Here is a 25,377-nt window from a genome sequence, read left to right as displayed (position 1 = left end):
CAGTGCATTCATCAGTGCAGTCCGTTGAGAGATCAGCAGTTCCCGCGCACTGTGCAACATCAATGTCGCTTGCTGTTCTTCACTCTTCACTGACACGTACCGCATCGAAGGGCGAACCACCGCTTCGCAGATTGCTGCCGCATCGGCGGCATCGTTCTTATGTCTTTTGACGAAAGGCTTGACATACGCTGGTCAGATCAACCTGACCTCATGTCCCAGTTCCATCAGTGTGCGGGCCCAATGATGGGCTGTCGAGCAGGCTTCCATGCCGATCAGGCAGGGTGGTAGTTTTGTGAAGAAAGCGATCATGTTGGCGCGGCGCAAGGCTTTGCGCAGAACGACCTGCCCCTGCGCATCGACACCGTGCAGTTGGAAAACATTCTTTGCGATATCAAGCCCGATTGTCGTAATATCGTCCATGGTGGGTGGCTCCTCTCTTGGGTTTTGCAAAAAACCATTTTGGCACATTCGATGCCGTCGGAGGGCGCCATCCACCACATCAATTTAACGAAAAGCTGGAATTCGATGTGCGATGACGGCCCATGACAGACCGTGATCCCCTCTATCGCCACCGTCGCTTTCCCGCTGAAATTATTGCCCACGCCGTGTGGCTCTATTTCCGTTTCCCACTGAGCCTGCGAATGGTTGAGGATCTCCTGGTTGCCCGTGGGGTCGTGATCTCGCATCAAACGGTCCGGCTGTGGGCGGAGAAATAGCGAGGCTGGCCGCCACGTGTCATCCGCTTCGGCGCCTGCCAGGACGACAGCGCTTCCGGTGTTATCCAAAACGTCAGACTGCCGCGACGGCGAAGGCCAGCTTCGTATTCTGCCCAGTTCGTCACCTTGAACTTCATCTTGCCGATACGATGGCGGCGGGCGGCATTGTGTTTGAAGGGCATAGCGGTGGCACGAGGTTGAGCCGATCGCAGCCGATAATCCCATCATCGATAAACGATCCGTGCACCAACGCCCTGTCGATCGTGTATGTCGTTTCCGACCGGATCACTCTGTAGAACCCGGCATGAACTTTGGCGCTTGGTTCGTCTGTCATGATTGATTCCCGTGTGATCGCCGGGGGCGTGCTCGCCGACGACATTATTGCGTGTCGCTTCGATTTCAGAAGGAGAGTGTCGCCGCACCCGCCTTGATTTCGGCATGCACCAGGCTGGCGCCGGTGATCACCACGCCGTCGAGCAAATCCGGCTGCTGATAACCGCGCGAAACGACGCACGGCGCGCAGGCCCAGACGGCGCCGCCTCGCTGCATGAAGTCGTCGATCAGTTTGGCGAGCGGATCGAGCGGGGCGACCTGCGTCATCGTCTGGCCGCGCTTGCGGACGAGGTCGATACCAGTGCTGGTCAGGAATACGCTGACTTCGAGGCCGGCGGTGATGCCGCCATTGGCGATCGTGAACGCCACCGAGGACAATTCGGATTCGATGCCTTTAGTGATCAGGATGACGAGTTTCTTGTTGGTTTCGGTCATGGAAAATTCCTTTTCGGGTTGTCGCGCAAGACCTTAAAAGGCGATGACATCCATGTCTTTGGCCGGAATGCCGCTTGAATTGATCGATTTTCCACCGTGTTGATATATTTATCGATGAACTATGGCTGCCCGGACGCCTAACAGATGTCGACTTTGTCGAAGGGGTCAACACGGTTGAGGGGAGGCGGAATTTCCGTCGGAAATGCATGCTGAATATATTGTCGCAAGATCGATCGTCGGCGGCTGACGTCAGTCCGGACGATGTGCTGTCGACGATCCGCCTGTCGGGAGCGCTGCAGTTCTCGATCATGGTCGCTGGCGAATGGCAGGCGGATGCCGTACCGTTCATCAAGAGCCTCGTCCGAAACACCGGCGCGGCGATGCCGTTTCATATTGATGCCCAAGACGGGCCAGGGCTTGTTCCTTTTCCCGTCGATACATCACTATCTGTGACGGTCGTGCACCCAGTGAACGACACTTGCCACAGGAATGCTCGTGCCATTGCTGTGCAACAAGACTAAGTCAGTGACCGGCCGGCAATGTGCATCCATGGCCGATGAAAGAAGCGGGGCTGAACCGTTCAAGTTTTCGAGCCGATGTTTTTACAGGAGTTCCGAAGAGTGGAGCAGGCAAACCTTCAGTCACTGATGAGCGAGGCGCTGCGTCGGGTCCGCATCAAGGAAGCCCTTCAATATTGCTATATGCCATCGGGTGATTGGGAAACCGATGCTTCACCGGCGTCCTACCGGCCAAAGGATGCCATCGGCTTTCACATTCTTGCCGGCGGATCCTGCTGGATAGAATTCGACGGCCGACGAACCACCCTACGCGAAGGCGACATAGCGGCATTCCCGTTCAGCAGTCCGCATTTCATCGGAGCGGGCACGGGAGGGCAGATCTTCGATCCAGGCGGGGCGCTACCGCCGCCGCCCTGGTCCGAGACGCCGATCCTGCATTTCGGCGATTCCGACCGCGTGGTTCGCTTTCTCTGTGGCTATGTCTGTTGTGAGGCAATGCACTTTCTGCCCTTTCGCGAGGCGTTGCCGGAATTCATTCACGTCTCCACCGCCAATGAGGGCGACTGGCTCAGCGGTGTCGTCTCGCAAATCGTCCAGGAGGTGGACCATCCGCACAGCGGTGGAATGGCGATCCTGGAGCGCCTTACCGAGATCATTTTGCTTGAAGTCCTGCGCCGGCAGCTTTCCGCCGAGCCGAACCGCACGACCGGCTGGCTGGCTGCCATTCGGGATCCGGTCGTCGGCAGATGCCTGCAACTCATTCATGGCGATCCTCTCTGTCCATGGACGTTGAAGGACCTGATGAATGAAGTGGGGGCCTCCCGGAGCGTTCTTTCCGAGCGTTTTCAGAACATCCTCGGAACCGGACCGATCTCCTATATGCGCGATTGGCGGCTTTTCCTAGCAAGGGAGCAACTACTCCAGGGAGACCAGGCGATCAGCATCATTGCGTTCAACGCAGGATATTCCTCTGAAGCCGCGTTCAACCGCGCCTTTGTCCGCGCGAACGGAATGCCGCCGGCCGCGTTTCGAACCAACCAGCGCAAGTCGGCCTGACCGCTCCCAGGTGGCATGCTAGATAGCCGCCCGATAATCCCAGTATGGCGCGTGCTGTAAGTTGGCGGAAGCGCTCGCCAATCCAAGCGAAGAAGAGATCCTCGCGAAGCTGTATGCTTTCGACGAGGATGCTGCCTGATCACTTTTTGATTGATAACGCGTTTTGGGGAGAAGTTTTCCAAATGCCGAGTGACCTGAGGTATCAAGCCTCCAGATTAAGGGCCCGCCAACAATGTCATCGTCCGTCACAGCGACTACGCCGTCCAGTTTCCACCAAGCGTTCTTCCGGACTGCTGCCAATGCGCTCGCTGCGATAGCGTTGATTGATAGGCGCGCAGATGAGTGGAGTGGAAGTCGGAATTCATATGCGGTTCGACTCCCATCAAGAGCTAAAATGCTCGGAACATCTTCCCTGCGAATTTCCACGAGCCTCACAGCCCAGCCGGCTCGGCACAGCCGTACAGGATTGCTTGGCTCATCTGCCGGTAGCGTGCGGTGATATCCTCAGGCGATGGTGCGAAAAAGCTTTGATTGGTTCCACGGGCGCCGTCGCAAAGCAGTTGCACCACGGTCTCGACCGATATTGGGGGCCGAAGCGTCAATTGGCCATTTGCCATGATCTGTTGGAGTAATGCAGCGAAATCGGCCTGGAAAACTGTTGCAGCTTCGACCATCTCCGGACGACATAGGCGAAACGCGTAGTCATTGACTTCGAGCGCGAAGGGTGAAAGCACCAATTTTCTTCTCGTATCGCCATATCGAACATCAAGTACCGCTGTGACGATATCAAGCACATCGGCGCCAGCCGAAAACAGCCTTGTGCCTTCGCTAAGACTGCCTTGCCGGGTCCGTTGGTTGTTTTGGCGAACCATTGCCTGGAAGGCTTCTTCCTTGCTGCTGAAGTGATGATAGAGGCCTCGGCGCGTAATATTACAATATTTTGCCAGTTTGCTCATTGTCATGGCTTCATAGCCATGATCGAGAAAACTCTGGGTAATATTGGAAACCAGGACTTCGTAAGCCGACATGCAACGCGCTTTCAACGATTCTCTCGGGTCAATCTATAAGATGCGTCGTGAATATGGAGCAAGAACAGCGAGCATTCCGTACGCGGCTGGCGGTCCCTTTGAGGATTGTTGATAGTCATGCAAAGTTCTCGTCGGAGCAATTGAGTGAGCAGCCTGACGATCCTGATCTTCAAACTTTGTCTCAATAGGGTCGATTTTCATGCCGCGCGTGCTGCTGTGTTGTCCGGCTCAAGCTTGTAGTTGAAGATGGCTACCAGCGCCAAAGCCGACGAGACGATAAGAGCGGCAGTCGATACGACGCTGAGTGCGACGCCGATCTTGCTCGGAGCCCCAAGCATATCCTGGCTGAGAAACCCGACCAATGTGGGGCCGACGCCCATACCGACAAGCGTCACAATCAGGATGCCGACTGCGCTTGAGATGCCACGCATGCGGGACGGCGTGATGTCCTGAAGTGCGGGAGGACCGTTCGCAACAATGATTGTGGATAGGAATGTTGCGATGGCTATCAGGACAAGCGCGGCGTTGAGGGTCGAAGCAAAGGGCATTGCCGCGGTGAACAGCGCCGCAATCAGCGCCGCGCCGCACATAAGGATGGGGCGAGCGGCTGCAAAGCCGCGTCGAACCAGGCCATCGCCGAGTATAGCGCCAAAAATCAGCCCCGATACACTCGAGGCAATGAAGAGTGGCCCAAGGCTAAAGCCGACGGCGATGGGCGGCATGTGAAAGGTGCGGATCAACACAGTGGGAACCCATGCGCTGTAGCTATAGGCTTGGGTCGCCGCAAAGGCCAGGCAGAAATAAAGGCTCGCGAGTTCTACCCGATTATCCAAGAAATAGGCGCGGATCTCGACCGTGCCCGGTATAGGGCCCGGAGTAGCTCCGGAATGCTTGCGGGGTTCTTTAAGGCTTGCAGCCCAAAGGGCGACAGCGATGCCCGGCAGTCCGATGAAGACGAATACCATCTGCCATATGTGCTGCATGCCGGGCAGTACGAAGACGTTTCCTGCGCTCGACAATTCATGAAGAAGCGTCGCTGCCAAAACGAGGGATAGACCGGCTCCGATGAACGCGCCTGTGCTGTAAATGCTTATTGCGAGTCCGCGCCGCCGGGTGGGGAATAAATCGCTGATCAGGGAATAGGCGGCGGGTGTGAGGGCCGCTTCTCCCAATGCGACACCCGTCCGGCACAGCAAAAGAGCTCCGAAACTGCCTGCAAAGCCACAAGCGGCTGTCATGATGCTCCAGAGTGCTATTCCAACGGCGGCAATCCGCACACGGTTTCCGGTATCAACCCAGCGACCCAGCAGCAATCCGGCGGTTGCCAGAACAATGGCGAAGGTGAAACCCTGCAGGAGGCCGATCTGCAGATCTGCCAGGTGAAGGTCCTGTCTCAGCGGCTCCGCCAGGAGACCAAGTATTTGCCGGTCGAGATAAGACAAGGTGGAGGCGATGGTCAGAACACCCAAGGTGTAGGACGGATTAATCGGTCTTGGTAAGGGCATTCGCTCAGGTCCTCTCGGCAAACCGGTGGTTTGGCGACGACGTGAAGCGCGCTTTAGAATTCTCCGCCTCAGCGCGCGAGCACCATTCGACACCGGTCGATTTCTCAGATTGCAATAATATGAGAAACATTCTCGTTGACAAGTGACGGGCGATCCGGCATTTACTTCTCATATTTCGATAATGTGAGAAGTTTTTTAATCGTCGCCAAAGAATTGCGGGTCGGCGCAGCGCTCCTGGTCAGCAAGTGGACCGGAACGATCTGACGAGGGCTTTTGGTGGTTTCGTTGGCGGATGCGCTAGCCGGAGATCGCATTGTTGGGGCAGATAGTAGAATTTCCGGAGGCATTTCCACCTCTTGCAGGCGAGGGAACAAACGATCTGCCGTGGGACAGCGTGAGCGACATGATTTCGCGCGTTGCCTTCCCGTCTGCGGTTTTTTTCCTGGCTTCGGCGATGTTCGAGGCTCATAAGCAATCACCACGAGCCGCAGCGCTGTTTGCAACACAGCAGCGTTGGCTCCTAAGCCACGCCGCAGTCGCCCACTTTTTTCGCCCCATCGGCGATGTAGAGCCGGGCCTCAGCCGTAGAAGTCTTGGCCTTCTGGCAACCTTCCTTGGTCTTGCGAGCCGCAATACAGCCTATACCTTCTTTGATGAATCGATGAAGTATGGCGTCATTCAAGCGATCGACAGTCAGGTAGCTGGGCATCGTCGAGAGGCCAAACCATCGCTTGATTCCCTCTCTCTCCTCGCCCTCTGGTACAATCTGCATTTCCAGGCGCTCGATCTGCTCGATGGCGGACAAAGACAGGTGCGATTCTCCACACAATGGGAGAGCTTGCTTCCGTTGATCCAGCCCGTTGTGGCGAATGCTCTGTTCTTCACTCCCGAAGTGCGCACGCCAGGACCGCTCTACAGGATCTTCAGCTGGATCGATTCGGGTGGCTGGGTGATGGACCGGCTGATCGCAGGTGTCGATCGGCAAAGCTTCCCGGGACCGGAACGATATTTCACGGACGTCAACTCCATTGCATATCTGGCCCGAGCGACCGGTCTTTCGAGCGCGCATACAAGCCGCAAGATCTCGGAAGCTCAAGCAATCGGAGGACTTGGCTGGGCTGGACGGCCGGGACATTCGCCGATGTGGATTTCGCGCGGCTTCTACGACGAATATGCGGCGTTTCAGGCGCAAAAGCTGCTGATCCTCGATGGCGCGTTCGCGAACGCTTTAGGCAGTGGCTCAACGGTTTCTCGAGGAGCCCACAATTGCGAATAAGACGGTCTGTCTTCCTTGGCGTCTGCCGACATTCGCCTGCGGAAACTCCTCAAGATCTCCCAAGTCAAAAATGGATGCTGACCTCCACAGCCAACTTTATTAGTCCTGCTGCGGGAAGGGGTTGTGCTGGAAATTTTCGACCATTCCTTGCGGAATTCCTTCGAACAAGCCTGCGTACGCTGAGATTGAGGTTCATTTTGACTTTCGGATACCGTTTTTCTCGATACTGGGGACTGGCCGCGAGCGTTGCAGTGATGGCGCCGGCATGCCTTGCCTTTGCGCAGACGGCCTCGCAGGTGACGCCGCAAAGCTTCGAGCCGCAGTTGCAGAAGCCGAACAGCGGCATCGTCGTTCCCGAAGCGTCCGGTCCGGTCGCGCCCAAGGGGGCGGAGAAGCTCACCGTCCGCCTGAAGGCCGTCAAGGTCGAAGGCGGGCTTCCAGGCTTTGCCGAGGATGAAGCGCGCCTGAAGAAGAACCTGACTGGCAGCCCTGTGACGGCGGCCGCCCTCTTCGAGGCGGCGGGTCAGCTCGAGCGGGCCTATGGCGCCAAGGGATACGGCTTGGTGCGTGTGGTGCTGCCGGCGCAGCGCCTGATCGATGGCGCGACCTTGCGCATCGTTGTCATCAACGGCTTCGTCGAAAGCATCGACACCTCGCATCTTCCCGACAATATCCGCGAACGCATTGCGAAAATGCTGTCGCCGCTGGTGGGCGAGAAGGGGATGTCCAACGATGAGATCGAGCGTCGGCTGCTTTTGGCCGGCGATCTGCCGGGCACGGTGCTGCGTTCGACGCTGTCGCGCGGCACGAAGCCCGGCGGCAGCGTGCTGACGATCGAGGCTCGCTACAAGCCGGTCACGGGCTTCGTCTCGGGCGACAACAATTCCACCGACGCGCTCGGCAAATACAACACCGGCGTCGGTCTGGACTTCAATTCCGTGTTCGGCTTCGGCGAACTCTTCTATCTGAGAGCCTCTGGTGCGCCGCGTTTCGGCGGTGACGAAGGCTATTTCACCGGCGCGCCGCGCAACCGGTCCTTGGCCGGCGGTGTAACCCTGCCGATCGGCATCGACGGGCTGACGCTGAACCTTGAAGCCACCGGCTCGCGCACGACGCCAGAGGCGAGCGCATCCGGGCTGCAGTTCATGTCGGACTTCACCCGCTATTCGGCACGGCTTGCCTACCCGCTGATCCGCTCGCGCGAGTTCACGCTCAACCTCAATGGCGGCTTCGATGCGCAGGACGAAGAACTGCAGCTTCTCAACGGCGGCGGCGCAACACTGTCGAAGGATCGGCTGCGCATCCTGCGCACGGGCGCGGATTTTTCCTGGTATGTATCCGGCGATGCGCTTGTCAGCGCCAGCCTGACTGGGTCTTTCGGCATCAACGGGCTTGGCGCACGCAGCGCGGCCGACGCCAATGGCAGCGGCACACCCTTGTCGCGCCAAGGCGCGGACGCCGATTTCCAGAAGGTCGAGGTCAATCTCGGCTATCGCCAGCCGATCATAGAGCATCTGGTCTTCGATCTCCGCGCAAAGGCGCAGACCTCCTTCGGCCAGCCGCTGCTCAATTCCGAGCAGATCGGCCTCGTCTCCTCCTCGGGTCTGTCGAGCTTCCCGACCGGCTCGATGCAGGGCGATTCAGGCTTCGTGCTGCGCGCCGAGGCGCAGTTCCCTTTCATTGCCAGCTTCACCTTGCCGTTCGGCTGGCCGGAATTCCCGGCGCAGCAGGGAACCAGTCTGCCGGATGGAACGACCACGGCCGGCGGCGTGGTGGTTTCGCCTTACCTGTTCGGCGCCTATGGCGGCGTCAAGCTCTACCAGCCGACGGCGCTGGAAAGTGGCTTCTCGCGCGGCGCGGCCTATGGCCTCGGCCTGCGGCTGGCGGCGGCCGAGCAGGCGAGCTTCAACAGCACCAACGTCAATCTTGAATATGGCCGTGTCGAGCACTTCGGCGATGGCTCCAACGACAACCGCTTCACCGTCTCGGCGGCGTTTCAGTTTTAGGATAGCAGCGATGACCCCACAGACGAACCGTCGGACGTTTAGCAATGGAGTGCTTTCGCAGAGAACCCGGACGCACAAGGTCCGGCTCGTCGCGCTACTGGCGTCGACGGCGCTAGCCCACGCGACGGTGGCGCCGGCTCAGTCCCTGCCTTCAGGCGGCCAGGTGGCAGCAGGTAGTATCACGATCGGGACGCCATCGGCCGGCGCCTTGACCATCAACCAGACGAGCGGCAGCGCCGTCGTCAATTGGCAGAGCTTCAATGTCGGCAAGGCCAATCGCGTCACCTTCGTCCAGCCCGATGCCAATGCCGCCATCCTCAATCGCGTGACCGGTGAGACAAGCTCGACCATATCAGGCCAGATCAATGCTAATGGCCAGGTCTATCTGATCAATCCGAACGGTATTGCGATCACCAGTTCAGGCACGGTCAAGGCAGGCGCCTTCGTCGCCTCGACACTCGGCATCTCCGATGACGACTTCATGGGCGGCAAGAGGAGCTTTACTGGTGATGGCGCCTCTGCCCCGGTGACGAACGCCGGTGCGATCACCATCAATCGCGGCGGCTACATGGCGCTGATCGGCGGCACGGTCGCCAATGCCGGTGTCATCACCGTGCCGATGGGCAAGGCGGCCTTGGGATCCGGCGAACAGGCAACGCTTGATCTGTCCGGCGACGGCTTCCTGCAGGTGGCGGTACCGACCAAGGCCGGCGGCGGTGGGGCGCTGGTCGACAACAGCGGCAAGATTTCTGCCAGAGGCGGCACGGTGCAGCTCACCGCCGCCGCGGCCAAGGACATGGCGCGGCAGGCGGTCAACATGTCGGGCACGATCGAGGCCAACGGCGTTTCCGGCAAGAGCGGCGATATCACGCTCACCGGCGGCGACGGCGAAGTGGCGGTTTCGGGCACGCTCGATGCCGGCAATGCCGCCGGTAAGGGCGGCAAAGTCACCGTGACGGGCCGGTCGATCAAGCTTGCCTCCGCCAAGGTCAACGCGTCCGGCAAGACCGGCGGCGGTACGGTCAATATCGGCGGTAACCGTCAGGGGAAGGGCCCGCTGCAGCATGCCGAGACGCTTGATGTCGACGCCCATGCCGTCATCAATGCCGATGCAGTCACCACGGGCACCGGCGGCGATGTCGTGCTGTGGTCGGACGATCTGACGAACTTTGCCGGCACGATCACGGCCAAGGGTGGCGCAATCTCCGGCAATGGCGGCGAGGCCGAGGTATCGGGCAAGGCGAAGCTTTCCTATACCGGTCTTACCGATCTGACGGCGGCGCATGGTTCCTTCGGCAATCTGCTTCTCGATCCCTACAATGTGACGATCTCGACGGGGACAGGCAGCAACACGGATGGCGGCTTTAACGCCACGGGCAACGACAGCGTCATCAATGTCAACACTCTGACCAATGCGCTCGCGACCGCCAACGTCACGGTCACGACGGGTGGTTTTGGCAGCGCCGGATCGCAGGCCGGAGACATCACGGTAGCCGCTCCGATTGTTTGGTCCAGCGGCTCGACGCTGACGCTTAGCGCCTATCGCAATATCGCCGTCAATGCTGCCATTACCAATACCGGCGGTGCCAATGTCAACCTGCGCGCCGACAACAGTGGCCTTGGCAGCGGTACCGTGTCGTTCGGCACGAGTATCCAGGTGTCGACCGCGGGCGCGGTGAACATCTATTACAATCCGACCAGCAACCCGGCCACGGGAACACCGTCGGTCAACGCTACGAGCTACATGACGGCGACCGATTACAGCGGCTATGTCACAGGCGGCGGTGCGCTGAGCGCCTATATGCTGGTCAACAATGTCTATGACCTGCAGAACGTCAACAACAACCTGTCAGGAACTTACGCGCTCGGACGCGACATCGACGCCAGCGTGACAGCGGGCTGGAACAGCGGCGCCGGTTTCAAGCCGATCGGCACGCTGTCGATGAACGCCAGCTACGCTTATTCGGGAACACCTTTCTATGGCGTCTTCGATGGACAGAATTACGCGATTTCAAACCTGACGATCAATCGTCCGTCGACCAACGTTACTGGTCTGTTTACGGGCAACAGCGGCCAGATCAGGAATTTCGGCGTCACCAGCGGATCGATCACCGGCAATATCTATGTTGGCGGGCTTGTCGGCCAGAACTACGGCAACATCATCAACTCTTTCTCGGGCGCCAGTGTCTCGGGCTATCGGTATTCCGGCGGACTGGTTGCCGACCACGAGGGCGGCGTCATCCGATCGTCCTACGCCACCGGAGACGTGAGCAATACCCTCCGCGGCCAGGGCTCCGGCGGCGACAGCGCTGGCGGCCTCGTCGGCTACAACCGCGCGGCCGTCGTCGGCTCCTATGCGACCGGCAACGTATACGCCCAAGGGGGTATGGCGGGCGGTCTTGTCGGCCAGAATATCGGATCGATCTCGCAAAGCTATGCGACCGGAAGCGTCACCGCCATTTATGCGGGCGGCCTCGTCGGCACGCAGGTGGGTTCGATCACGCAAAGCTACGCGACCGGCCCTGTTAACGGCAGTTACGCCCCACAGAGCGGCGGGCTGATCGCCTACGAGGGCGCACCGGGCTCGAATGTCACCAATTCCTATTGGGATACCCAGACCACCGGCCAAAGCTCGGGCATGGGCGGCAGCACGAACGGAACCTTCCAGGCCACCGGCCTGACGACGGCCCAGTTCGCCAATTCGGCCAATATGCCCGGCCTCACCTTCGGCACCACCCCTGGTGCCTCCGGCTTCGTCATCGTCGACCCCGACGGCACGTTCAACAATGCTTCCGGGGTGAATGGCGCGACGCGGCCATTCTTGCTGAGCGAGTATTCCACCAGCATCGCCAACGCGCATCAGCTGCAGTTGATCTCCCTGGCGCCATCAGCGTCCTACACGCTGATGCGGAACATCGACCTGTCCGCGGCGCTCGGCAGCAGTTCCGGCAACTGGTTCACGTCCAACGTGCTCGGCGACGGCTATGGCTTCGTCCCGATTGGCGGCTCCGGGCACATCCCATTCCTCGGTACGTTCGACGGTGGCGGCCACACCATCTCGAATCTGTCGATCAGCCGTTACGACTACAGCGGCCTGTTCGGCTATATCGGTACAGGCGGAACGATTCAGAACGTGGGCGTCGTGAACGGGACGGTGGCGGGAGGGTATTTCGTGGGCATGGTTGCCGGCCAGAACGAAGGCACCATCACCAACGTCTATTCGACCGGCACGGTCTCCGGATCTAAGTATGTGGGTGGCTTGGTCGGGTTCGACGCCAACACCATCTCGCGGAGCTATTCCTTAGCTGCGGTGACCGCCCCCTTTTATGCGGGTGGTCTGGTTGGCCAGGAAAACGGGACGATCAGCCAGTCCTATGCCGGTGGTTCGGTCAGCGGCCAGCAGTTTGTGGGCGGCCTCGTAGGCCTCAGTGGCGCCTCGGCGACGATCAGCGATGCCTATGCGAGCGCCGCCGTCACAGGCACCAGCCCTGGTACGAATGTCGGCGGTCTTGTCGGCTACAACTTCGGCACAATCACCCGCACCTACGCCACCGGCGCCGTCACCGGCTCCTCCGCCGTGGGTGGGCTGGTCGGCTACAACAATGGATCGATTGCCAATTCATTCTGGGATACGACGACAACCGGTTTGTCCCAGGGCTACGGCAGTAACTCAGGCACGTTCAACGCCGCCGGCCTGACCACCGCCCAGCTGCAGGATCTGTCGAGCTATTCGTCCACCTATACCGGTTGGGATTTTCAGAACGTCTGGGCGCCGCCGAACCAGGTCGGCCAGAACAACGGCGCCACCGTTGCGCACTATCCGGAGCTCTATGCTTTCCTCACGGTGCTGACCATCGCGCCGAACGCCGTCACCCGCAACTACGGCGACACCAACCCGGCGCTGACGGCGACCTATTACGGCAACCTGAGGCCTGGAGACAGCTTCGCATCCCTGGCCAGCCTGTTCACGTCGGCAGGCCAATTCTCCAATGTCGGCGACTACGCCATTACCGCGTCCGGCGCGTCGGTGACGAGCCCTTCGGGCAACGCCTACCGCCTGGTCTATATTCCGGGCACCCTGACGGTGAACGGACGCCCGCTGACGGTCACGGCCGACGCGAAGACCCGGGTCTATGGCGACACCACCGATCCGACACTGACCTATCAGATCACCGGCGGCAGCCTGCTGAACGGCGACCAGCTCACCGGCAATCTGACCACGCTGGCCAGCTCGGCCACCGGCGTCGGCAACTACGCGATCAACCAGGGCACGCTCGGCAATTCCAACTACGCCATCACCTATGTCAGCGCCAACGAGACCATCACCGCACGGCAGATCACGGTGGCCGCCGATGCGACATCGCGCGCCTATGGAGACGCGAATCCGACCTTCACCTACATGGTCGGCGGCGCGGGTCTGGTCAACGGCGACACCCTCTCCGGGTCGCTGGCGACGTTGGCAACAGAGACATCTGGCGTCGGCAACTACCTGATTACGCAGGGAACGCTCGGCAATCCCAATTATTCGATCACCAGCTATACCGGCAACGATCTCCAGATCACGCCGCGACAGGTCACGGTGACCGCCGATCAGACATCGCGGTATTATGGCGACAGCAATCCGACGCTGACCTATAGCGTCGGCGGCGCAGGTCTCGTCAACGGTGACAGCTTCAGTGGATCGCTCCACACGATGGCGACCGTGGGTTCCGGAGTCGGCAATTACGGCATCACGCAGGGGACGCTGTTCAACAGCAATTACACCATCAGCTCCTACACCGGCGCCAATCTCATCGTGAGCCAGCGGCCGATCACGATCACCGCCGACGCGAAGTCGCGTTACTACGGGGATGCCAATCCAGCCTTGACGTATTCGGTTAGTGGTCCGGGTCTGGTCAACGGCGATACGCTCTCCGGCTCTCTGACGACATTGGCGGCAGCGACGTCCGATGTCGGCGCCTATGGCATAGCGCAGGGATCACTCGGCGCGTCGTTGAACTACTCGGTATCCTATGTGGCGGCAAACCTCTCGGTGACACCGCGGCCCATCGCGGTGACGGCGAATGCGCAAAGCAAGGTTTATGGCAATGCCGATCCGATGCTGACCTATACAGTCGGCGGGAATGGCCTGGTTAACGGCGACACGCTGTCGGGATTGCTGAGCCGTACCGCGGGTGAGAACGTGATCGGCGGTGGCTATGCCATCGGCCAGGGCAGCGTCACCAATACCAACAACCCGAACTACGCCATCAGCTATACCGGCAACACTCTGACCGTGACGCCGCTAATGCTGACCATCACTCCCAACAGCGGACAGTCCAAGACCTACGGCAACGCCGACCCGACATTTACCTATGTCGCAAGCGGACAAGTGGTGAACCCGACGCTCGGAATTGACGACAGCGGGCTCGCCTTGACCGGCACGCTGGGACGGGCGGTTGGCGAGACGGTGGCCGGCGGTCCCTACGCATATACACTCAATACTCTGTCTGCGGGCGGAAATTACACGTTGGCGATGGCGACAAGCCCGGCCACGTTCACCATCAACCCCGCGACTCTGACTTATCTGGCAAATACCGCGACACGCCAGTATGGCTCCACCAATCCGCCGCTGTCGGGCACCGTGACCGGCTATGTCAACGGAGATACGGCGGCGACGGCCGTTACCGGCAGCATGACCTTCACCAGTAACGCCACCGGCGCATCCGGCGTCGGCGACTACGGCATCACGGGTTCGGGACTGACGGCCAACAACGGCAACTACGTGTTCGTACAGGACGCCGGCAACACCACCGCGCTGTCGGTCACGCCACGCAGCATCACGGTGTTGGCGAACGCGCAGAGCAAGGTCTATGGTGCGGCCGATCCGGCATTGACCTATATGGTTGGCGGCAATGGCTTGGTGAACGGCGATACGCTCTCAGGATTGCTCAGCCGCACTGCCGGTGAGAACGTGATCGGCGGCGGCTATGCCATCGGCCAAGGCAGCGTCAACAATATCAACAACCCGAACTACGCCATCAGCTATACCGGCAACACCTTGACCATTACCCCGGCGACCCTGACCTATGTGGCCGGTGCGGCTGCCCGGCAATATGGCGATGCGAACCCGGCGCTGTCAGGTATCTTGAGCGGCTTCGTCAACGGCGATACCCAGGCGACGGCCGTCAACGGCACCCTGACATTCGCGACCAGCGTCACCACCACCTCCGGTGTCGGCACCTATGCCATCACCGGTACGGGACTGACCGTTAACAACGGCAATTATGTGTTTGCCCAATCCCCTGGGAACCTCACCGCGCTCTCGATCACGCCGCGCGCCATCACCGTGACGGCGGACGCGCAGAGCCAGGCCTATGGCGACGCCAGCCCGGCCCTCAGCTATGCTATCGGCGGCGGCGGTCTCGTCAACGGCGATACGCTGTCCGGCAGCCTCGCTTCACTGGCGACGGCAACCAGCAATGTCGGCGGTTATGCCATCACTCAGGGTTCGCTCGCGGCATCGTCAAACTACGCGCTAACCTTTAGCGATGCGACACTGACCGTAGTGCCGCGCGCTATCACGGTGACCGCCGACGGCGTACACCGTACCTATGGCGATGCCAATCCGGGCCTCACCTATACCGTCGGTGGGAGCGGCCTCGTCAATGGCGATGCGCTTTCAGGGGCGCTGGCCACCTCCGCGACGACGGCGTCAGGGATCGGCAACTACGGCATCACGCTCGGCACGCTTGCTAACTCGAACTACAACATCAGCTTTACCGGTGCCGACCTGGCAATCAGCCCTCGGGCGCTGACGGTGACGGCGGATGCGAAATCGAAGACCTACGGCGATGCAAACCCGGCGCTGACCTATACAACCTCAGGCTTGGTCAACAACGACACGCTCTCCGGATCGCTTGTGACTTCAGCAGGACAATATTCCGGCGTGGGCGGCTACGGGATCACTCTCGGCAGCCTCGGCAACGCCAATTACGCGATCACCTACAATGCCGCCAACCTGACGGTCACCCCGCGGGCGATGACGGTAACGGCGGATGCGAAGTCGAAGACCTACGGCGATGCCAACCCGGCGCTGACCTACACGACCTCAGGCCTCGTGAATAGCGACACGCTCTCCGGTTCGCTATCGACTTCGGGGGGGCAGTATTCGAATGTTGGCAGCTATGGCATCACTCTCGGCGGCCTCGGCAATGCCAATTACGCTATCACCTATAATGCGGCCAACCTGACGGTCACTCCGCGGGCGATGACGGTAATGGCGGATGCGAAGTCTAAGACCTATGGCGATGCAAACCCGGCGCTGACTTATACAACCTCGGGCCTGGTCAATGGCGACACGCTCTCCGGATCGCTTTCGACCGCGGCTGGGCAATATTCCGATGTAGGCGGCTACGGGATCACTCTTGGCAGCCTCGGTAATGCCAATTACGCGATCACTTATAATGCCGCCAACCTGACAATCACTCCGCGTGCGCTAGCCGTTACGGCGGATGCGCTGTCGAGAGCCTATGGTGATGCCAATCCGACGCTGACCTACACGACCTCGGGCCTGGTCAACAACGACACGCTCTCCGGCTCGCTTTCGACGTCAGCAGGGCAATATTCCGATGTCGGCGCCTATGCGATTGCCCAGGGTACTCTGGCCAATGCAAACTACGCCATTGGCTATACGGGCGCCAACCTGACGGTCACCCCGCGTGCGCTGACAGTGACGGCGGACGCGCTGTCGAAGATCTATGGCGATGCCAATCCGACGCTGACCTATACCGCGACCGGTCTGGTCAATGGTGACACGCTGTCCGGATCCCTCGTGACCACGGCGGGGCAATATGCCAATGTCGGCAGCTACGCCATCACCGACTCCTTCTCGGCGTCAAGCAATTACGCGCTGACCTATGTTGGAGCCAATCTGAGCGTGAATCGACGCGCGATCACGGTCACGGCGGATACGCTGTCGAAGACCTATGGCGATGCAAACCCGGCGCTGATCTACACAGTCGGAGGAGCGGGCCTGGTCAATGGCGACATGCTGTCCGGATCACTTTCGACCATGGCGGGGCAGTATTCCAACGTCGGTAGCTACGCCATCGCCGGCTCCTTCTCGGCGTCAAGCAATTACGCGCTGACCTATGTCGGAGCCAACCTGAGCGTGAACCGACGCGCGATCACGGTGACGGCGGATACGCTGTCGAAGACCTATGGCGATGCCAATCCGATGCTGACCTATGCTGCGACAGGCCTGCTGAATGGTGACACGCTCTCCGGTTCGCTTTCGACCACGGCGGGGCAATATTCCGATGTCGGTGCCTACGCGATCACGCTAGGGTCGCTGGCCAACGCCAATTACGCAATCAGCTACATGGGCGCAGACCTCACGGTGAACCAGCGTGCCATTACGGTTGCCGCCGACTCACTTAGCCGCCGCTATGGCCTCGCCAATCCGGCACTGACCTATACAGTCGGAGGTGCGGGCCTGGTCAACGGCGACAGGCTTTCGGGAGGGCTCGCCACGTCCGCAACCAGCCTCAGCGAGCCGGGTGCCTATGCGATCACCCAGGGCACGCTGCTGGCGTCCGCCAATTATCGCATGAACTTCGTTCCAGGCGTGCTGACCGTGGAAAAGACCGCCAACCCCGAACCAGGCACACAGGCAAGCTCCGTGATGCCGAGCTTCGATGCAGGCCGCTTTGCGCCGATCCGGCCGGTCTCCGACGGCACCGAAACCGCGGATGGCAGCCACGACGTGATCACCGATCCACGCTTCGAGGGCACGTTCGTCTGCCTCGACAATGGCAACGGCTGCGTCTCGCTTCCGGGCCAGGCGACCCCGTAGCCACGATATAAAATCCGCCGGACGCTGGCCGTCCGGCGGACTGAGCCGTCATGCACGGTCTGATCCCAACCATATGAAAGGAACCTATTCCAATGACCTCATCCCGCTATTTGCCGAAGGCTTCAGTACTGGCGGCAATGCTCGCTCTCGTCGGCGGTACCGCCACCGCCGCTCCGCTGCCGGGCGGGGCCAGTTCGCTGGTCGAGACCTATGACGATTGGGGCGTCGTGTGCCAGATGCAGGCCAACGCTCCATCCTGCCTCGCCCGACAGGTCCAAACCAGCAATCAGACGAAGCAGACCGTCCTGGCTGTCGAGATCGGCAAGGCCTCCGACGGCAAGTTTCGGGGCACGCTGGTGCTGCCACTCGGACTTGCGCTGCCCCAGGGTGCTCAGTTGAAGATCGACGACGCCGTTCTCGGCAATACTCTGCCGTTCTCGACCTGCCTGCCAGAAGGCTGCCTTGTGCCGCTGACCTTCGAAGCAGACACGATTGCAAAGCTCAGGACCGGCAAGGCGCTCAACGTCACCGTTTCCGCTGCCAGCCCGGCCCAACCGCTGGCCTTGGCCGTCTCGCTAAAGGGCCTTGCCGGCGCGCTCAATCGCATCGCCGACCTTACCAAATAGCGCTCCCACCCTCCGATGGCTGCAAGCATCTGGAAGTTCAGAATCATGGGAAGTCTGCTACAGCTGCCGGCGATAATCTCTAAAACGCCATCACGGATGCCGACGCATGGGGAGGGTATCAGACAAGATTGTATTGACTTTCAATTGCTTGACTGAGGACTCAGGGGGCGGAAAATGTGGGTCTTCGGTTCACCCGCCTTCAAGAGCCGCAATTCAGATGAGCTTAACACCTCCGTCATCAGGAGAGACCGTACCAAGCGCCGCGGCCGGCACCGTGCAGGGCGAGGTGCCCTTGATCCACGAGTGCCTTGAGATGATCCTTAATTGTGTGACGGCTTGCATTGGTGATCCGTGCAGCCTGCGCGACTGTGATCCGCCCGTGCTCGCGCGCCAACTCGAGCAATGCGACGGATAATTCCGGCATGTCGGCTAAAATAATACGCGCGCGCTCCATTTTCTTCTCAAGCCGGGTCTTCTGCCGATGCAGGGCTCTTAAAAAGAACTCGATCCAGGGATTCCAGTCTGGCTCGGCGCCGCGGATCGTTCCCTGTGTACGGCGAAGCGAGATGTAATAGCTCTCCTTGCTTTGCTCGATGATGCTTTCGAGCGAGCTGTAGGGGACGTAAGCGTAACCGGCCCGCAGGAGCAGCAAGGTTGTCAGAATGCGTGATAGGCGGCCATTGCCATCCTGGAACGGATGGATTTCTAGGAAAACCACAACGAAGATCGCGACGACCAAAAGTGGATGGAGCCGTTTTTCACGCCCTTGCTCATCCAACCAAGCGATCAGTTCTTCCATTCGACGCGGCGTATCGAACGGCGATGCCGTTTCGAAAACGACACCGAGGCTCTCGCCCTGTTCGTTAAACGCTTCCACGTTGTTGGAAAGGGTTTTGTAGGCGCCGCGATGCCTCTCATCCTTTATCGAATGCGCAAGAAGGTCGCGGTGGAGCTGACGGATATGATTCTCGGTGAACGATATAGCTTCGTGAGCACTGAAAATGGTCTCCATCACCTCCGCATAGCCGGCAACCTCTTGCTCGTCGCGTGTTGTAAACGACCCCAAGCGAATGTTTGCCAGCAGCTTTTCGACCTCTCGGTCGGTGAGGCGTGCTCCTTCGATACGTGTTGAGGAACCGATGCTTTCGATCGTGGCGACGCGCCGGAGGCTGGACAGCCGCTCAGGCGCGATCCGGCCGATCGCTCGCCAGGCACCTTTGAATTCGTCTATTTCGGCGATCAGCGACAGGATTTCGGGCGTGATCCGGACGGTCGCTGTGTTGAGAAATCCCATTCTTTCATCCATTCCCATCCAATTCGCGAAACACTCTTATGCACCATTTATTCATCCGTTTCCATCCATTCTCAGAAGAGAGTTCGCTGAATTTGTCCGTCGTGAGCTAAATGACTAGCCATTCCTCACCTGCGCTGATCCAGACTTTTGCGGCGAGATGAGGGACGATGTATGAGGACTACAGCTATTAGCGGTTCGTATCCGCTCAAGAGCGCAATTCTGTTCTAGCGCTCATGCATTGCGTTCTCTGCCACTTCGACCAAAGGCGAAAAAACATGCTCCAGAATGCGCCGTCTACCCGTCCTAATTTCGCCCGTAACAGCCTTGCCAGGCGGTAGGTTGATCGTCTGGCCGTCGGCGACGATCCGAATGAGTCAGCCCGCGCCCGCCCTCGGTAACCAGATAGGTTTCGGCTGACTTCAATCCGTGGACATTTGCCAGCGTCGCACCCGCTTCTGACCAGGCTGAGACGAAGAGGAAAGCTTGGTCGCGCTCGTGTTCGAGGATGAGCCCTACCCAGGCCGAGCACAGAACACAGCCCGTGTCGAAAATGACGATACTGTCTTCGTCTCGGTCACGACTCTATGTTGCTATTCGCAAATCACCTTTTCCATCTGGACCGCTCCTTGAGCAAGACCCACTAATTCTGTTGGGTCCCAAAGCTTCTCAGACCACCCAGCCTTCAGATAAAAGCCTACTGCGTCAGGGGCAGCGTTAACGCGGAGAATGCGGACCCCGCGTCTTCTGGCCTCTGCCTCAATGAAATTGTTTAGCCTGAGACCGTATCCCTTTCGCTGTTTGTGCTGAACGATAGCAACAAGTCTCACTATGCCGGTTTCGCCCCGTTCATCCAGCCGCGCCACCCCGAGCGGCTCTTCGTTCTCAAATAGAAGGAAGGGTGTATTTCCATCGGCGCGATCATCTGGGTGGTTCTCATCGTAAGAGATCGAATGCCGACCCGGCGCAAACAGCACCTTTTGCCGAATGTCGTGCATCGCGCGCCAGTCGTCTGGTATGGTAACGGCTCTCAATTCATACGACATCGATCGCGCATCTCCCTTATCTTTCTCGGACCGTACCCAGTCAGCGCCTTTCTTGATGGATCATGGACCGGCAAAGCCACTGAGCAGCTTCAGCGGGTGGCGTGTTCCTCTCGACGTAGAGAATTCCGTGCCTTTGTTTGCATAGCCAGATCCCACGGGAAATCGCCCAAGAATGCATTGTACTCTCACCCGCCCCCGGCGCTGGCGGGGCACCAGTCGGCCTGCTTATCACACGTGAATGTACTCCGCAGGTCACGCATGCTGCCACTCAATCAGCTTCACCACCACACAAAGGGAGGAGCACCCGATTAAATACAAAACGACAGCCGCTACATCCGCTGGATCGGCAGCGCGTCGTCCGCACCGATGCGTTGGTAGTTAACAGCTTGAATCGCCTGAGTTCGCGATTGCATCGTTTCCACGCAAGATTTCTATTTTCATATCTATGAAATTAAGTTAGTGATTTTCAGGTTACTGCCGGAGATCAAAATGCCGTTGCCTCTTGAACTTCAGTCCGCTTGGCGAGCCAATGCGCGAAGCACAGCCATCGACGTGCCGCTTTCCCCGGCAGAAAGTGTAGACGTCGTCATCGTCGGAGCAGGCTTTTTGGGGTTGTCGGCTGCGCTTGATCTGGCGCGGCAGGGCAAGAGAGTGAGGGTGCTCGAGGCGAAGGCCGTGGGCGAAGGTGCGTCCGGCTTGAACGGCGGCCAGGTCATTCCAGGATTGAAATATGATCCGGATTGGCTGCTTGAGAATTTTGGGGAGGCGCGGGGACAGACTTTGATCGCGTTTGCGGCTTCGACGGCGGATTGTGTCTTCGATCTCATTAGTCGAGAGCTTCTCGACGTTCCCCGGGTTCGAAATGGTTGGATCCAGGCCGCCCACACCGAAAAGGCACTTGCAGCTGCGCGACGGCGCGATGCGCAATGGCGCGCCCGAGGAGCCGATGTGCGCATGTTGGACGCACGCGAGATCGAATCCCTGACTGGTGCACGCGGCTATCTCGGCGGCTGGCTCGATGGTCGCGCTGGCATCATCAATCCGCTATCCTTCGTCAGCGAGTTGGCGGCGACCGCTGCTAAGGCAGGTGTTCAGATCGCCGAACGCACGAAGGTGCGGTCAGTCAGGCAGGAAAATGGCGGCTGGGTCGTTCAGGTGGCCGATGGCCGATCCGTAAGATCGCGATTCGTCATCATCGCCACCAATGCCTATAGCGACCAACTTGTGCCGGGCCTTGCCCGTTCCATCGTGCCGCTGCACTCATTTCAGATCGCGACGGACCCGCTGCCGGACCATTTGCGACGGATCATTTTGCCCGACGAACAAGCCGTCTCCGATTCCCGCAGAATCCTCGTCTACTATCGCAAGAGTACGGACGGGAGGCTTGTGCTCGGCGGCAGGGGGCGCATGGCGGAGCCAAAAAGCAAGAGCGATTGGAAGCATCTGGAGCGTGCGATGCGGCGTCTTTATCCCGAGCTTGCCGACATTCCGATTGCCAGGCGCTGGTTTGGCCGGGTTGCGATGACGCCCGATCACTTGCCGCACATCCATGAGCCGGAGCCCGGATTGCTGACCGTCGTCGGTTGCCAGGGGCGCGGCGTCGGCGTGATGACAGCGCTCGGCCAGAGGTTTGCCCGCTACATCGACACCGGAGATCGCGCCGTGCTGCCTTTTCCCGTCACCCCCATCCGGCCTATCCCTCTTCACGCGTTCCGGCAGGTCGGTGTCGCCGCGACGATTGCCTGGTATCGGCTGCTGGATGCTCTCGAAAAATGAGCATGGAATATCACGCTTGACATTTTTCATAAAAATGAAAAATATAAACTGGATTTCATTTTATTGCAGGCCGCACCATGATCAATGAAGGCGTTCCGTCTCGAATATTCGACAGGACACGGATCTTCCGCGGCGCCATGCTATCGCCCGGGGCGATCGTAACCTTCGTGCTGGTGCTCTTTGCCGTGAGCCTTGTGGTGTTCCTGGCGTTTCGTATCAATGATGGTTCGTTGTTGGGCGCCGGCATCTCTGTGCAGAACTTCGCCACTGTCATTTCGGATCCGCTCTACGGGCTCGTAGTGTTGCGATCGTTGACGATCGCTGGGCTCGTGACGCTTGCAACGGTCGTGACAGCCTATCCGGTCGCCTATTATCTCGCGTTTCATGCCGGCCAGCGCCGCAGCCTGATCCTCTTCCTCGTTACGCTGCCGTTCTGGACGAGTTATCTGCTGCGCGTGTTCGCCTGGAAAATCGTGCTTGCCTACAACGGCGTGCTGAATTCAGCGTTGATGCTCTCCGGTCTTTCGTCCGAGCCGTCAACATTGTTTCTGAATACCCCGTCGGCCGTGGTGCTGACGCTTGCCCACGCCTACGCTCCCTTTGCCATCCTGCCGATCTTCGTCGCACTCGAGACCATCCCGAGATCGTTAGTGGAGGCGGCGGCGGATCTCGGAGCGCGGCCCTTCACGACATTTCGGCGAGTCATATTGCCCAATTCCATGCCGGGGGTACTGTCGGCGGCCGTCGTCGTCTTTGTGCCGACAGTCGGGGACTACGTCACGCCGGCTCTGATCGGCGGGCCGACAAGCACGATGATCGGCTCTTTGGTGCAGGCGCAGTTCGGGAAGGCCAATGACTGGCCGTTCGGCGCCGCTCTGGCGGTTATGGTCATGCTGGTCATTCTTGCCGTGGTTCTTGTTGTCCGCCAGGCGGACCGCCTATTTGGGAGCCGGACATGAAGCGCCGGCAAATGAACGCTGCAAGAGGGGGATGGCTGCGTTGGTATGTCGGGCTTTACCTGGTCTTCCTGTATTTGCCGGTCGCGCTGATACCGCTCTTTTCTTTCAACGATTCCATACAGGCCGCCTTTCCGCTGAAGGGTTTCACCTTCGCCTGGTATGAAACATTGATCGGAAACGAGACACTGACTGGCGCGCTCATGACCAGCATCTCGATCGGTCTCGCGGCGGCAGTTATCGCTACTCTTTGCGGCATCACCATCTCCTATATGGATACGCAGGTTCGTTCTCCCTTCGCCAAGCTTATCTCCGGTATCGCTCGCCTGCCGATCCTCATTCCCGGCGTGGTGGTCGGCATTTCGCTGCTGATCCTCGTGAACCTGCTGGGCTTTGGTCCCTCGCGGCTCGCGATCGTGCTCGGCCATGTTCTCGTCTGCCTGCCGACGACGGTCATCATCATGCGCGGCCGTTTCGCGTCCATTCCGCGCAGCATTCCCGAGGCCGCCGAGGATCTCGGGGCAGGGGAGTTGATCATTTTCCGGCGCATCATGCTGCCTCTGGCGCTACCAGCCATCGGCTCGGCCTTTATGCTCGCCTTTCTCACCTCGTTCGACGAATTCATCGTGGCTTTTTTTCTGGCCGGCACGCAGCCGACCCTTCCACTCTACATCTGGAGCCAACTGCGGTTTCCAAAATCGCTTCCGACAGTGATGGCTCTCGGAACGGTCATTCTCGCGGTGTCGATCATCATTGCCGGATGCGCCGAGCTTTTGCGGCAGCGCGGGCTTTCGCGTTCTACGTCTTCCAGTGCCTGAAATGAGAAAAATCACAAGAGGAACTGCCATGAAACATGATCATCGAGGAAGTTTCGCCAGAGGTGCATCGCGCGCCCTCACGGCTGTGGCCCTTTCGCTGTCGCTTGGCCTGCCGGCCTCGGCTGCCGATAAACTCACCTACTTCACCTGGTCGGGCTATGAGCTTCCCGACTTTCACAAGACATTCACTGCGGCCCATCCCGACGGCGTCGACATCTCCGTCTTCGGCGACGACGACGATGCCTTTACCAAGGTGAAGGCCGGGTTCCACCCGGATCTTGCACATCCTTGCTATGACAAGATCGCCCGCTGGAACAAGGAAGGCTTGCTGCAGCCGATCGATACCGCCAAGATCAAGAATTGGGACAAGATCTTCCCGGTCTTCCGCAACCTGCCGGATATTCAGGCCGGCGCGGGCAAGGTCTGGATGGTTCCTTGGGATTGGGGCAACACCTCTGTGCTCTATCGCACCGACCTCGTGAAGAACCCTGAACAGAGCTGGAACCTGTTGTGGGACAAGCAGTATGCCGGCCGCATCGCAACGATCGATGCCGTGCACGATACGCCGGTCGTCGCCGCGCTCTTGGCCGGCGTCAGCCCCTTCGATATGACGCAGGAACAGCTGGGCAAGGTTGCAGACAAGCTGCGTGAGCAGCGTCCGCTCGTCTCGGCCTATACGACCGACATGACCTCCGTCGAACAATCGCTCGCAAGCGGCCAGTTAGTTGCAGCGATGACCTGGAACGCATCCGCAGTCGCATTGAAGAAGCAGGGCGTGCCGGTGGAATTCATGAAGCCGAAGGAAGGCATGCTCACCTGGGCCTGCGGCTTCGTCATGCTCAAGGACGCGAAGAATACCGATCTTGCCTATGACTTCATCAATAGCCGACTTGAGGCGGAATCGGGCAAGGCACTCATCGAAAATTACGGCTATGGTGCGTCGACTACATCCGCCTTTGCTGCTGTTCCAAAGGACGAGTTGGAGAACTTGCAGCTCCCGCCGGATCCTGAAACCATGCTGAAATCGACCGTCTTTACCGGCCCGATGAAGCAGAACGACGATCTTGCCAAGATGTTTGAGAAGGTTAAGGCAGGCGGCTGAGCTTGCTATTCTTGGCCCGGATGCGATTGTCCGGGCCATTTCCAATATTTGAA

Annotated in this window: 16 protein-coding genes and 3 pseudogenes; 11 read left to right on the top strand and 8 right to left on the bottom strand. The window is 59.5% G+C overall.

Annotated features, from left to right (window positions below; genetic code table 11):
- Positions 1 to 420: pseudogene (locus FHT28_RS33110) on the bottom strand (IS110 family transposase); the annotation flags it as partial.
- A gap of 122 nt (positions 421 to 542) precedes the next feature.
- On the opposite strand from FHT28_RS33110, the pseudogene FHT28_RS33105 reads away from it, so the two are divergent.
- A pseudogene (locus tag FHT28_RS33105) lies at positions 543 to 704 on the top strand (IS6 family transposase); the annotation flags it as partial.
- An 8-nt stretch (positions 705 to 712) separates the two neighbouring features.
- Here FHT28_RS33105 and FHT28_RS33100 read toward each other — a convergent pair.
- Together FHT28_RS33100 and FHT28_RS33095 are read right to left on the bottom strand one after the other, a co-directional pair.
- Positions 713 to 898: pseudogene (locus FHT28_RS33100) on the bottom strand (IS5/IS1182 family transposase); the annotation flags it as partial.
- Positions 899 to 1,115: 217 nt separating this feature from the next.
- Positions 1,116 to 1,484: a DsrE family protein gene (locus FHT28_RS33095; protein ID WP_168598554.1), complete on the bottom strand. Its 369-nt coding sequence runs from the start codon at positions 1,482 to 1,484 to the stop codon at positions 1,116 to 1,118.
- 206 nt (positions 1,485 to 1,690) lie between these two features.
- Here FHT28_RS33095 and FHT28_RS33090 point away from each other — a divergent pair, with 206 nt between their 5' ends.
- Both FHT28_RS33090 and FHT28_RS33085 read left to right on the top strand, forming a co-directional pair.
- Positions 1,691 to 2,005 carry a hypothetical protein gene (locus FHT28_RS33090; protein WP_168598553.1) on the top strand — a complete coding sequence of 105 codons (315 nt, stop codon included), beginning with the start codon at positions 1,691 to 1,693 and terminating at the stop codon, positions 2,003 to 2,005.
- Positions 2,006 to 2,104: 99 nt separating this feature from the next.
- Positions 2,105 to 3,058: an AraC family transcriptional regulator gene (locus FHT28_RS33085; protein ID WP_168598552.1), complete on the top strand. Its 954-nt coding sequence runs from the start codon at positions 2,105 to 2,107 to the stop codon at positions 3,056 to 3,058.
- A 431-nt stretch (positions 3,059 to 3,489) separates the two neighbouring features.
- Here the strand turns inward: FHT28_RS33085 and FHT28_RS33080 are convergent, their stop codons facing one another.
- The 3 genes from FHT28_RS33080 to FHT28_RS36555 form a co-directional block, all read right to left on the bottom strand.
- The gene (locus FHT28_RS33080) at positions 3,490 to 4,086 is read right to left on the bottom strand and encodes a TetR/AcrR family transcriptional regulator (protein ID WP_168598551.1); all 597 of its coding nucleotides are present in this window, start codon (positions 4,084 to 4,086) and stop codon (positions 3,490 to 3,492) included.
- A 197-nt stretch (positions 4,087 to 4,283) separates the two neighbouring features.
- Positions 4,284 to 5,591, bottom strand: a complete 1,308-nt coding sequence (locus tag FHT28_RS33075; RefSeq protein ID WP_234903838.1) for an MFS transporter — start codon at positions 5,589 to 5,591, stop codon at positions 4,284 to 4,286.
- A 520-nt stretch (positions 5,592 to 6,111) separates the two neighbouring features.
- The gene (locus FHT28_RS36555) at positions 6,112 to 6,396 is read right to left on the bottom strand and encodes a hypothetical protein (RefSeq protein WP_246705019.1); all 285 of its coding nucleotides are present in this window, start codon (positions 6,394 to 6,396) and stop codon (positions 6,112 to 6,114) included.
- Positions 6,397 to 6,438: 42 nt separating this feature from the next.
- Between FHT28_RS36555 and FHT28_RS36550 the strand changes: the two genes are divergently transcribed.
- From FHT28_RS36550 to FHT28_RS33055, 4 genes are all read left to right on the top strand, one after another.
- Positions 6,439 to 6,867, top strand: a complete 429-nt coding sequence (locus FHT28_RS36550; protein ID WP_246705018.1) for a hypothetical protein — start codon at positions 6,439 to 6,441, stop codon at positions 6,865 to 6,867.
- A gap of 254 nt (positions 6,868 to 7,121) precedes the next feature.
- Entirely contained in the window at positions 7,122 to 8,873 is a 1,752-nt protein-coding gene (locus FHT28_RS33065) for a ShlB/FhaC/HecB family hemolysin secretion/activation protein (RefSeq protein ID WP_234903883.1), read from the top strand.
- Positions 8,874 to 8,883: 10 nt separating this feature from the next.
- Positions 8,884 to 17,709, top strand: coding sequence for an MBG domain-containing protein (locus tag FHT28_RS33060; RefSeq protein ID WP_168598548.1), 8,826 nt, complete (start codon positions 8,884 to 8,886; stop codon positions 17,707 to 17,709).
- Positions 17,710 to 17,801: 92 nt separating this feature from the next.
- Positions 17,802 to 18,335, top strand: coding sequence for an invasion associated locus B family protein (locus FHT28_RS33055; protein WP_092576761.1), 534 nt, complete (start codon positions 17,802 to 17,804; stop codon positions 18,333 to 18,335).
- Positions 18,336 to 18,573: 238 nt separating this feature from the next.
- On the opposite strand, the gene FHT28_RS33050 is transcribed toward FHT28_RS33055, so the two are convergent.
- Positions 18,574 to 19,629 carry a Fic family protein gene (locus tag FHT28_RS33050; protein WP_246705017.1) on the bottom strand — a complete coding sequence of 352 codons (1,056 nt, stop codon included), beginning with the start codon at positions 19,627 to 19,629 and terminating at the stop codon, positions 18,574 to 18,576.
- A gap of 590 nt (positions 19,630 to 20,219) precedes the next feature.
- A complete protein-coding gene (locus FHT28_RS33040) occupies positions 20,220 to 20,672 on the bottom strand; it encodes a GNAT family N-acetyltransferase (protein WP_234903841.1) in 453 nt (150 codons plus the stop codon).
- A gap of 489 nt (positions 20,673 to 21,161) precedes the next feature.
- On the opposite strand from FHT28_RS33040, the gene FHT28_RS33035 reads away from it, so the two are divergent.
- From FHT28_RS33035 to FHT28_RS33020, 4 genes are all read left to right on the top strand, one after another.
- Positions 21,162 to 22,448 (top strand): FAD-dependent oxidoreductase, encoded by a 1,287-nt coding sequence (locus FHT28_RS33035; protein WP_168598546.1) that lies wholly within the window; start codon positions 21,162 to 21,164, stop codon positions 22,446 to 22,448.
- A gap of 77 nt (positions 22,449 to 22,525) precedes the next feature.
- Positions 22,526 to 23,407 (top strand): ABC transporter permease, encoded by an 882-nt coding sequence (locus tag FHT28_RS33030; RefSeq protein ID WP_168598545.1) that lies wholly within the window; start codon positions 22,526 to 22,528, stop codon positions 23,405 to 23,407.
- Positions 23,404 to 24,222, top strand: a complete 819-nt coding sequence (locus FHT28_RS33025; RefSeq protein ID WP_234903842.1) for an ABC transporter permease — start codon at positions 23,404 to 23,406, stop codon at positions 24,220 to 24,222. Before FHT28_RS33030 ends, FHT28_RS33025 begins: the two co-directional genes overlap by 4 nt.
- A 28-nt stretch (positions 24,223 to 24,250) precedes the next feature.
- The gene (locus FHT28_RS33020; protein WP_052224332.1) at positions 24,251 to 25,324 is read left to right on the top strand and encodes an ABC transporter substrate-binding protein; all 1,074 of its coding nucleotides are present in this window, start codon (positions 24,251 to 24,253) and stop codon (positions 25,322 to 25,324) included.
- The last annotated feature ends 53 nt before the right edge of the window (positions 25,325 to 25,377 follow it).

Origin of the sequence: Rhizobium sp. SG570, assembly GCF_012275345.1 — a bacterium.
Taxonomy (GTDB): domain Bacteria; phylum Pseudomonadota; class Alphaproteobacteria; order Rhizobiales; family Rhizobiaceae; genus Rhizobium; species Rhizobium lusitanum.
This window is presented reverse-complemented; position numbering and strand designations above follow the sequence as displayed.

Excerpts from the sequence above, each read along its gene's own strand:
- FHT28_RS33095 (WP_168598554.1), bottom strand. The coding sequence starts at position 1,484 with ATGACCGAAACCAACAAGAAACTCGTCATCCTGATCACTAAAGGCATC.
- FHT28_RS33090 (WP_168598553.1), top strand. The coding sequence starts at position 1,691 with ATGCTGAATATATTGTCGCAAGATCGATCGTCGGCGGCTGACGTCAGT.
- FHT28_RS33080 (WP_168598551.1), bottom strand. The coding sequence starts at position 4,086 with ATGTCGGCTTACGAAGTCCTGGTTTCCAATATTACCCAGAGTTTTCTC.
- FHT28_RS33075 (WP_234903838.1), bottom strand. The coding sequence starts at position 5,591 with ATGCCCTTACCAAGACCGATTAATCCGTCCTACACCTTGGGTGTTCTG.
- FHT28_RS33065 (WP_234903883.1), top strand. The coding sequence starts at position 7,122 with ATGGCGCCGGCATGCCTTGCCTTTGCGCAGACGGCCTCGCAGGTGACG.
- FHT28_RS33060 (WP_168598548.1), top strand. The coding sequence starts at position 8,884 with ATGACCCCACAGACGAACCGTCGGACGTTTAGCAATGGAGTGCTTTCG.
- FHT28_RS33055 (WP_092576761.1), top strand. The coding sequence starts at position 17,802 with ATGACCTCATCCCGCTATTTGCCGAAGGCTTCAGTACTGGCGGCAATG.
- FHT28_RS33050 (WP_246705017.1), bottom strand. The coding sequence starts at position 19,629 with ATGGGATTTCTCAACACAGCGACCGTCCGGATCACGCCCGAAATCCTG.
- FHT28_RS33040 (WP_234903841.1), bottom strand. The coding sequence starts at position 20,672 with ATGTCGTATGAATTGAGAGCCGTTACCATACCAGACGACTGGCGCGCG.
- FHT28_RS33035 (WP_168598546.1), top strand. The coding sequence starts at position 21,162 with ATGCCGTTGCCTCTTGAACTTCAGTCCGCTTGGCGAGCCAATGCGCGA.
- FHT28_RS33030 (WP_168598545.1), top strand. The coding sequence starts at position 22,526 with ATGATCAATGAAGGCGTTCCGTCTCGAATATTCGACAGGACACGGATC.
- FHT28_RS33025 (WP_234903842.1), top strand. The coding sequence starts at position 23,404 with ATGAAGCGCCGGCAAATGAACGCTGCAAGAGGGGGATGGCTGCGTTGG.
- FHT28_RS33020 (WP_052224332.1), top strand. The coding sequence starts at position 24,251 with ATGAAACATGATCATCGAGGAAGTTTCGCCAGAGGTGCATCGCGCGCC.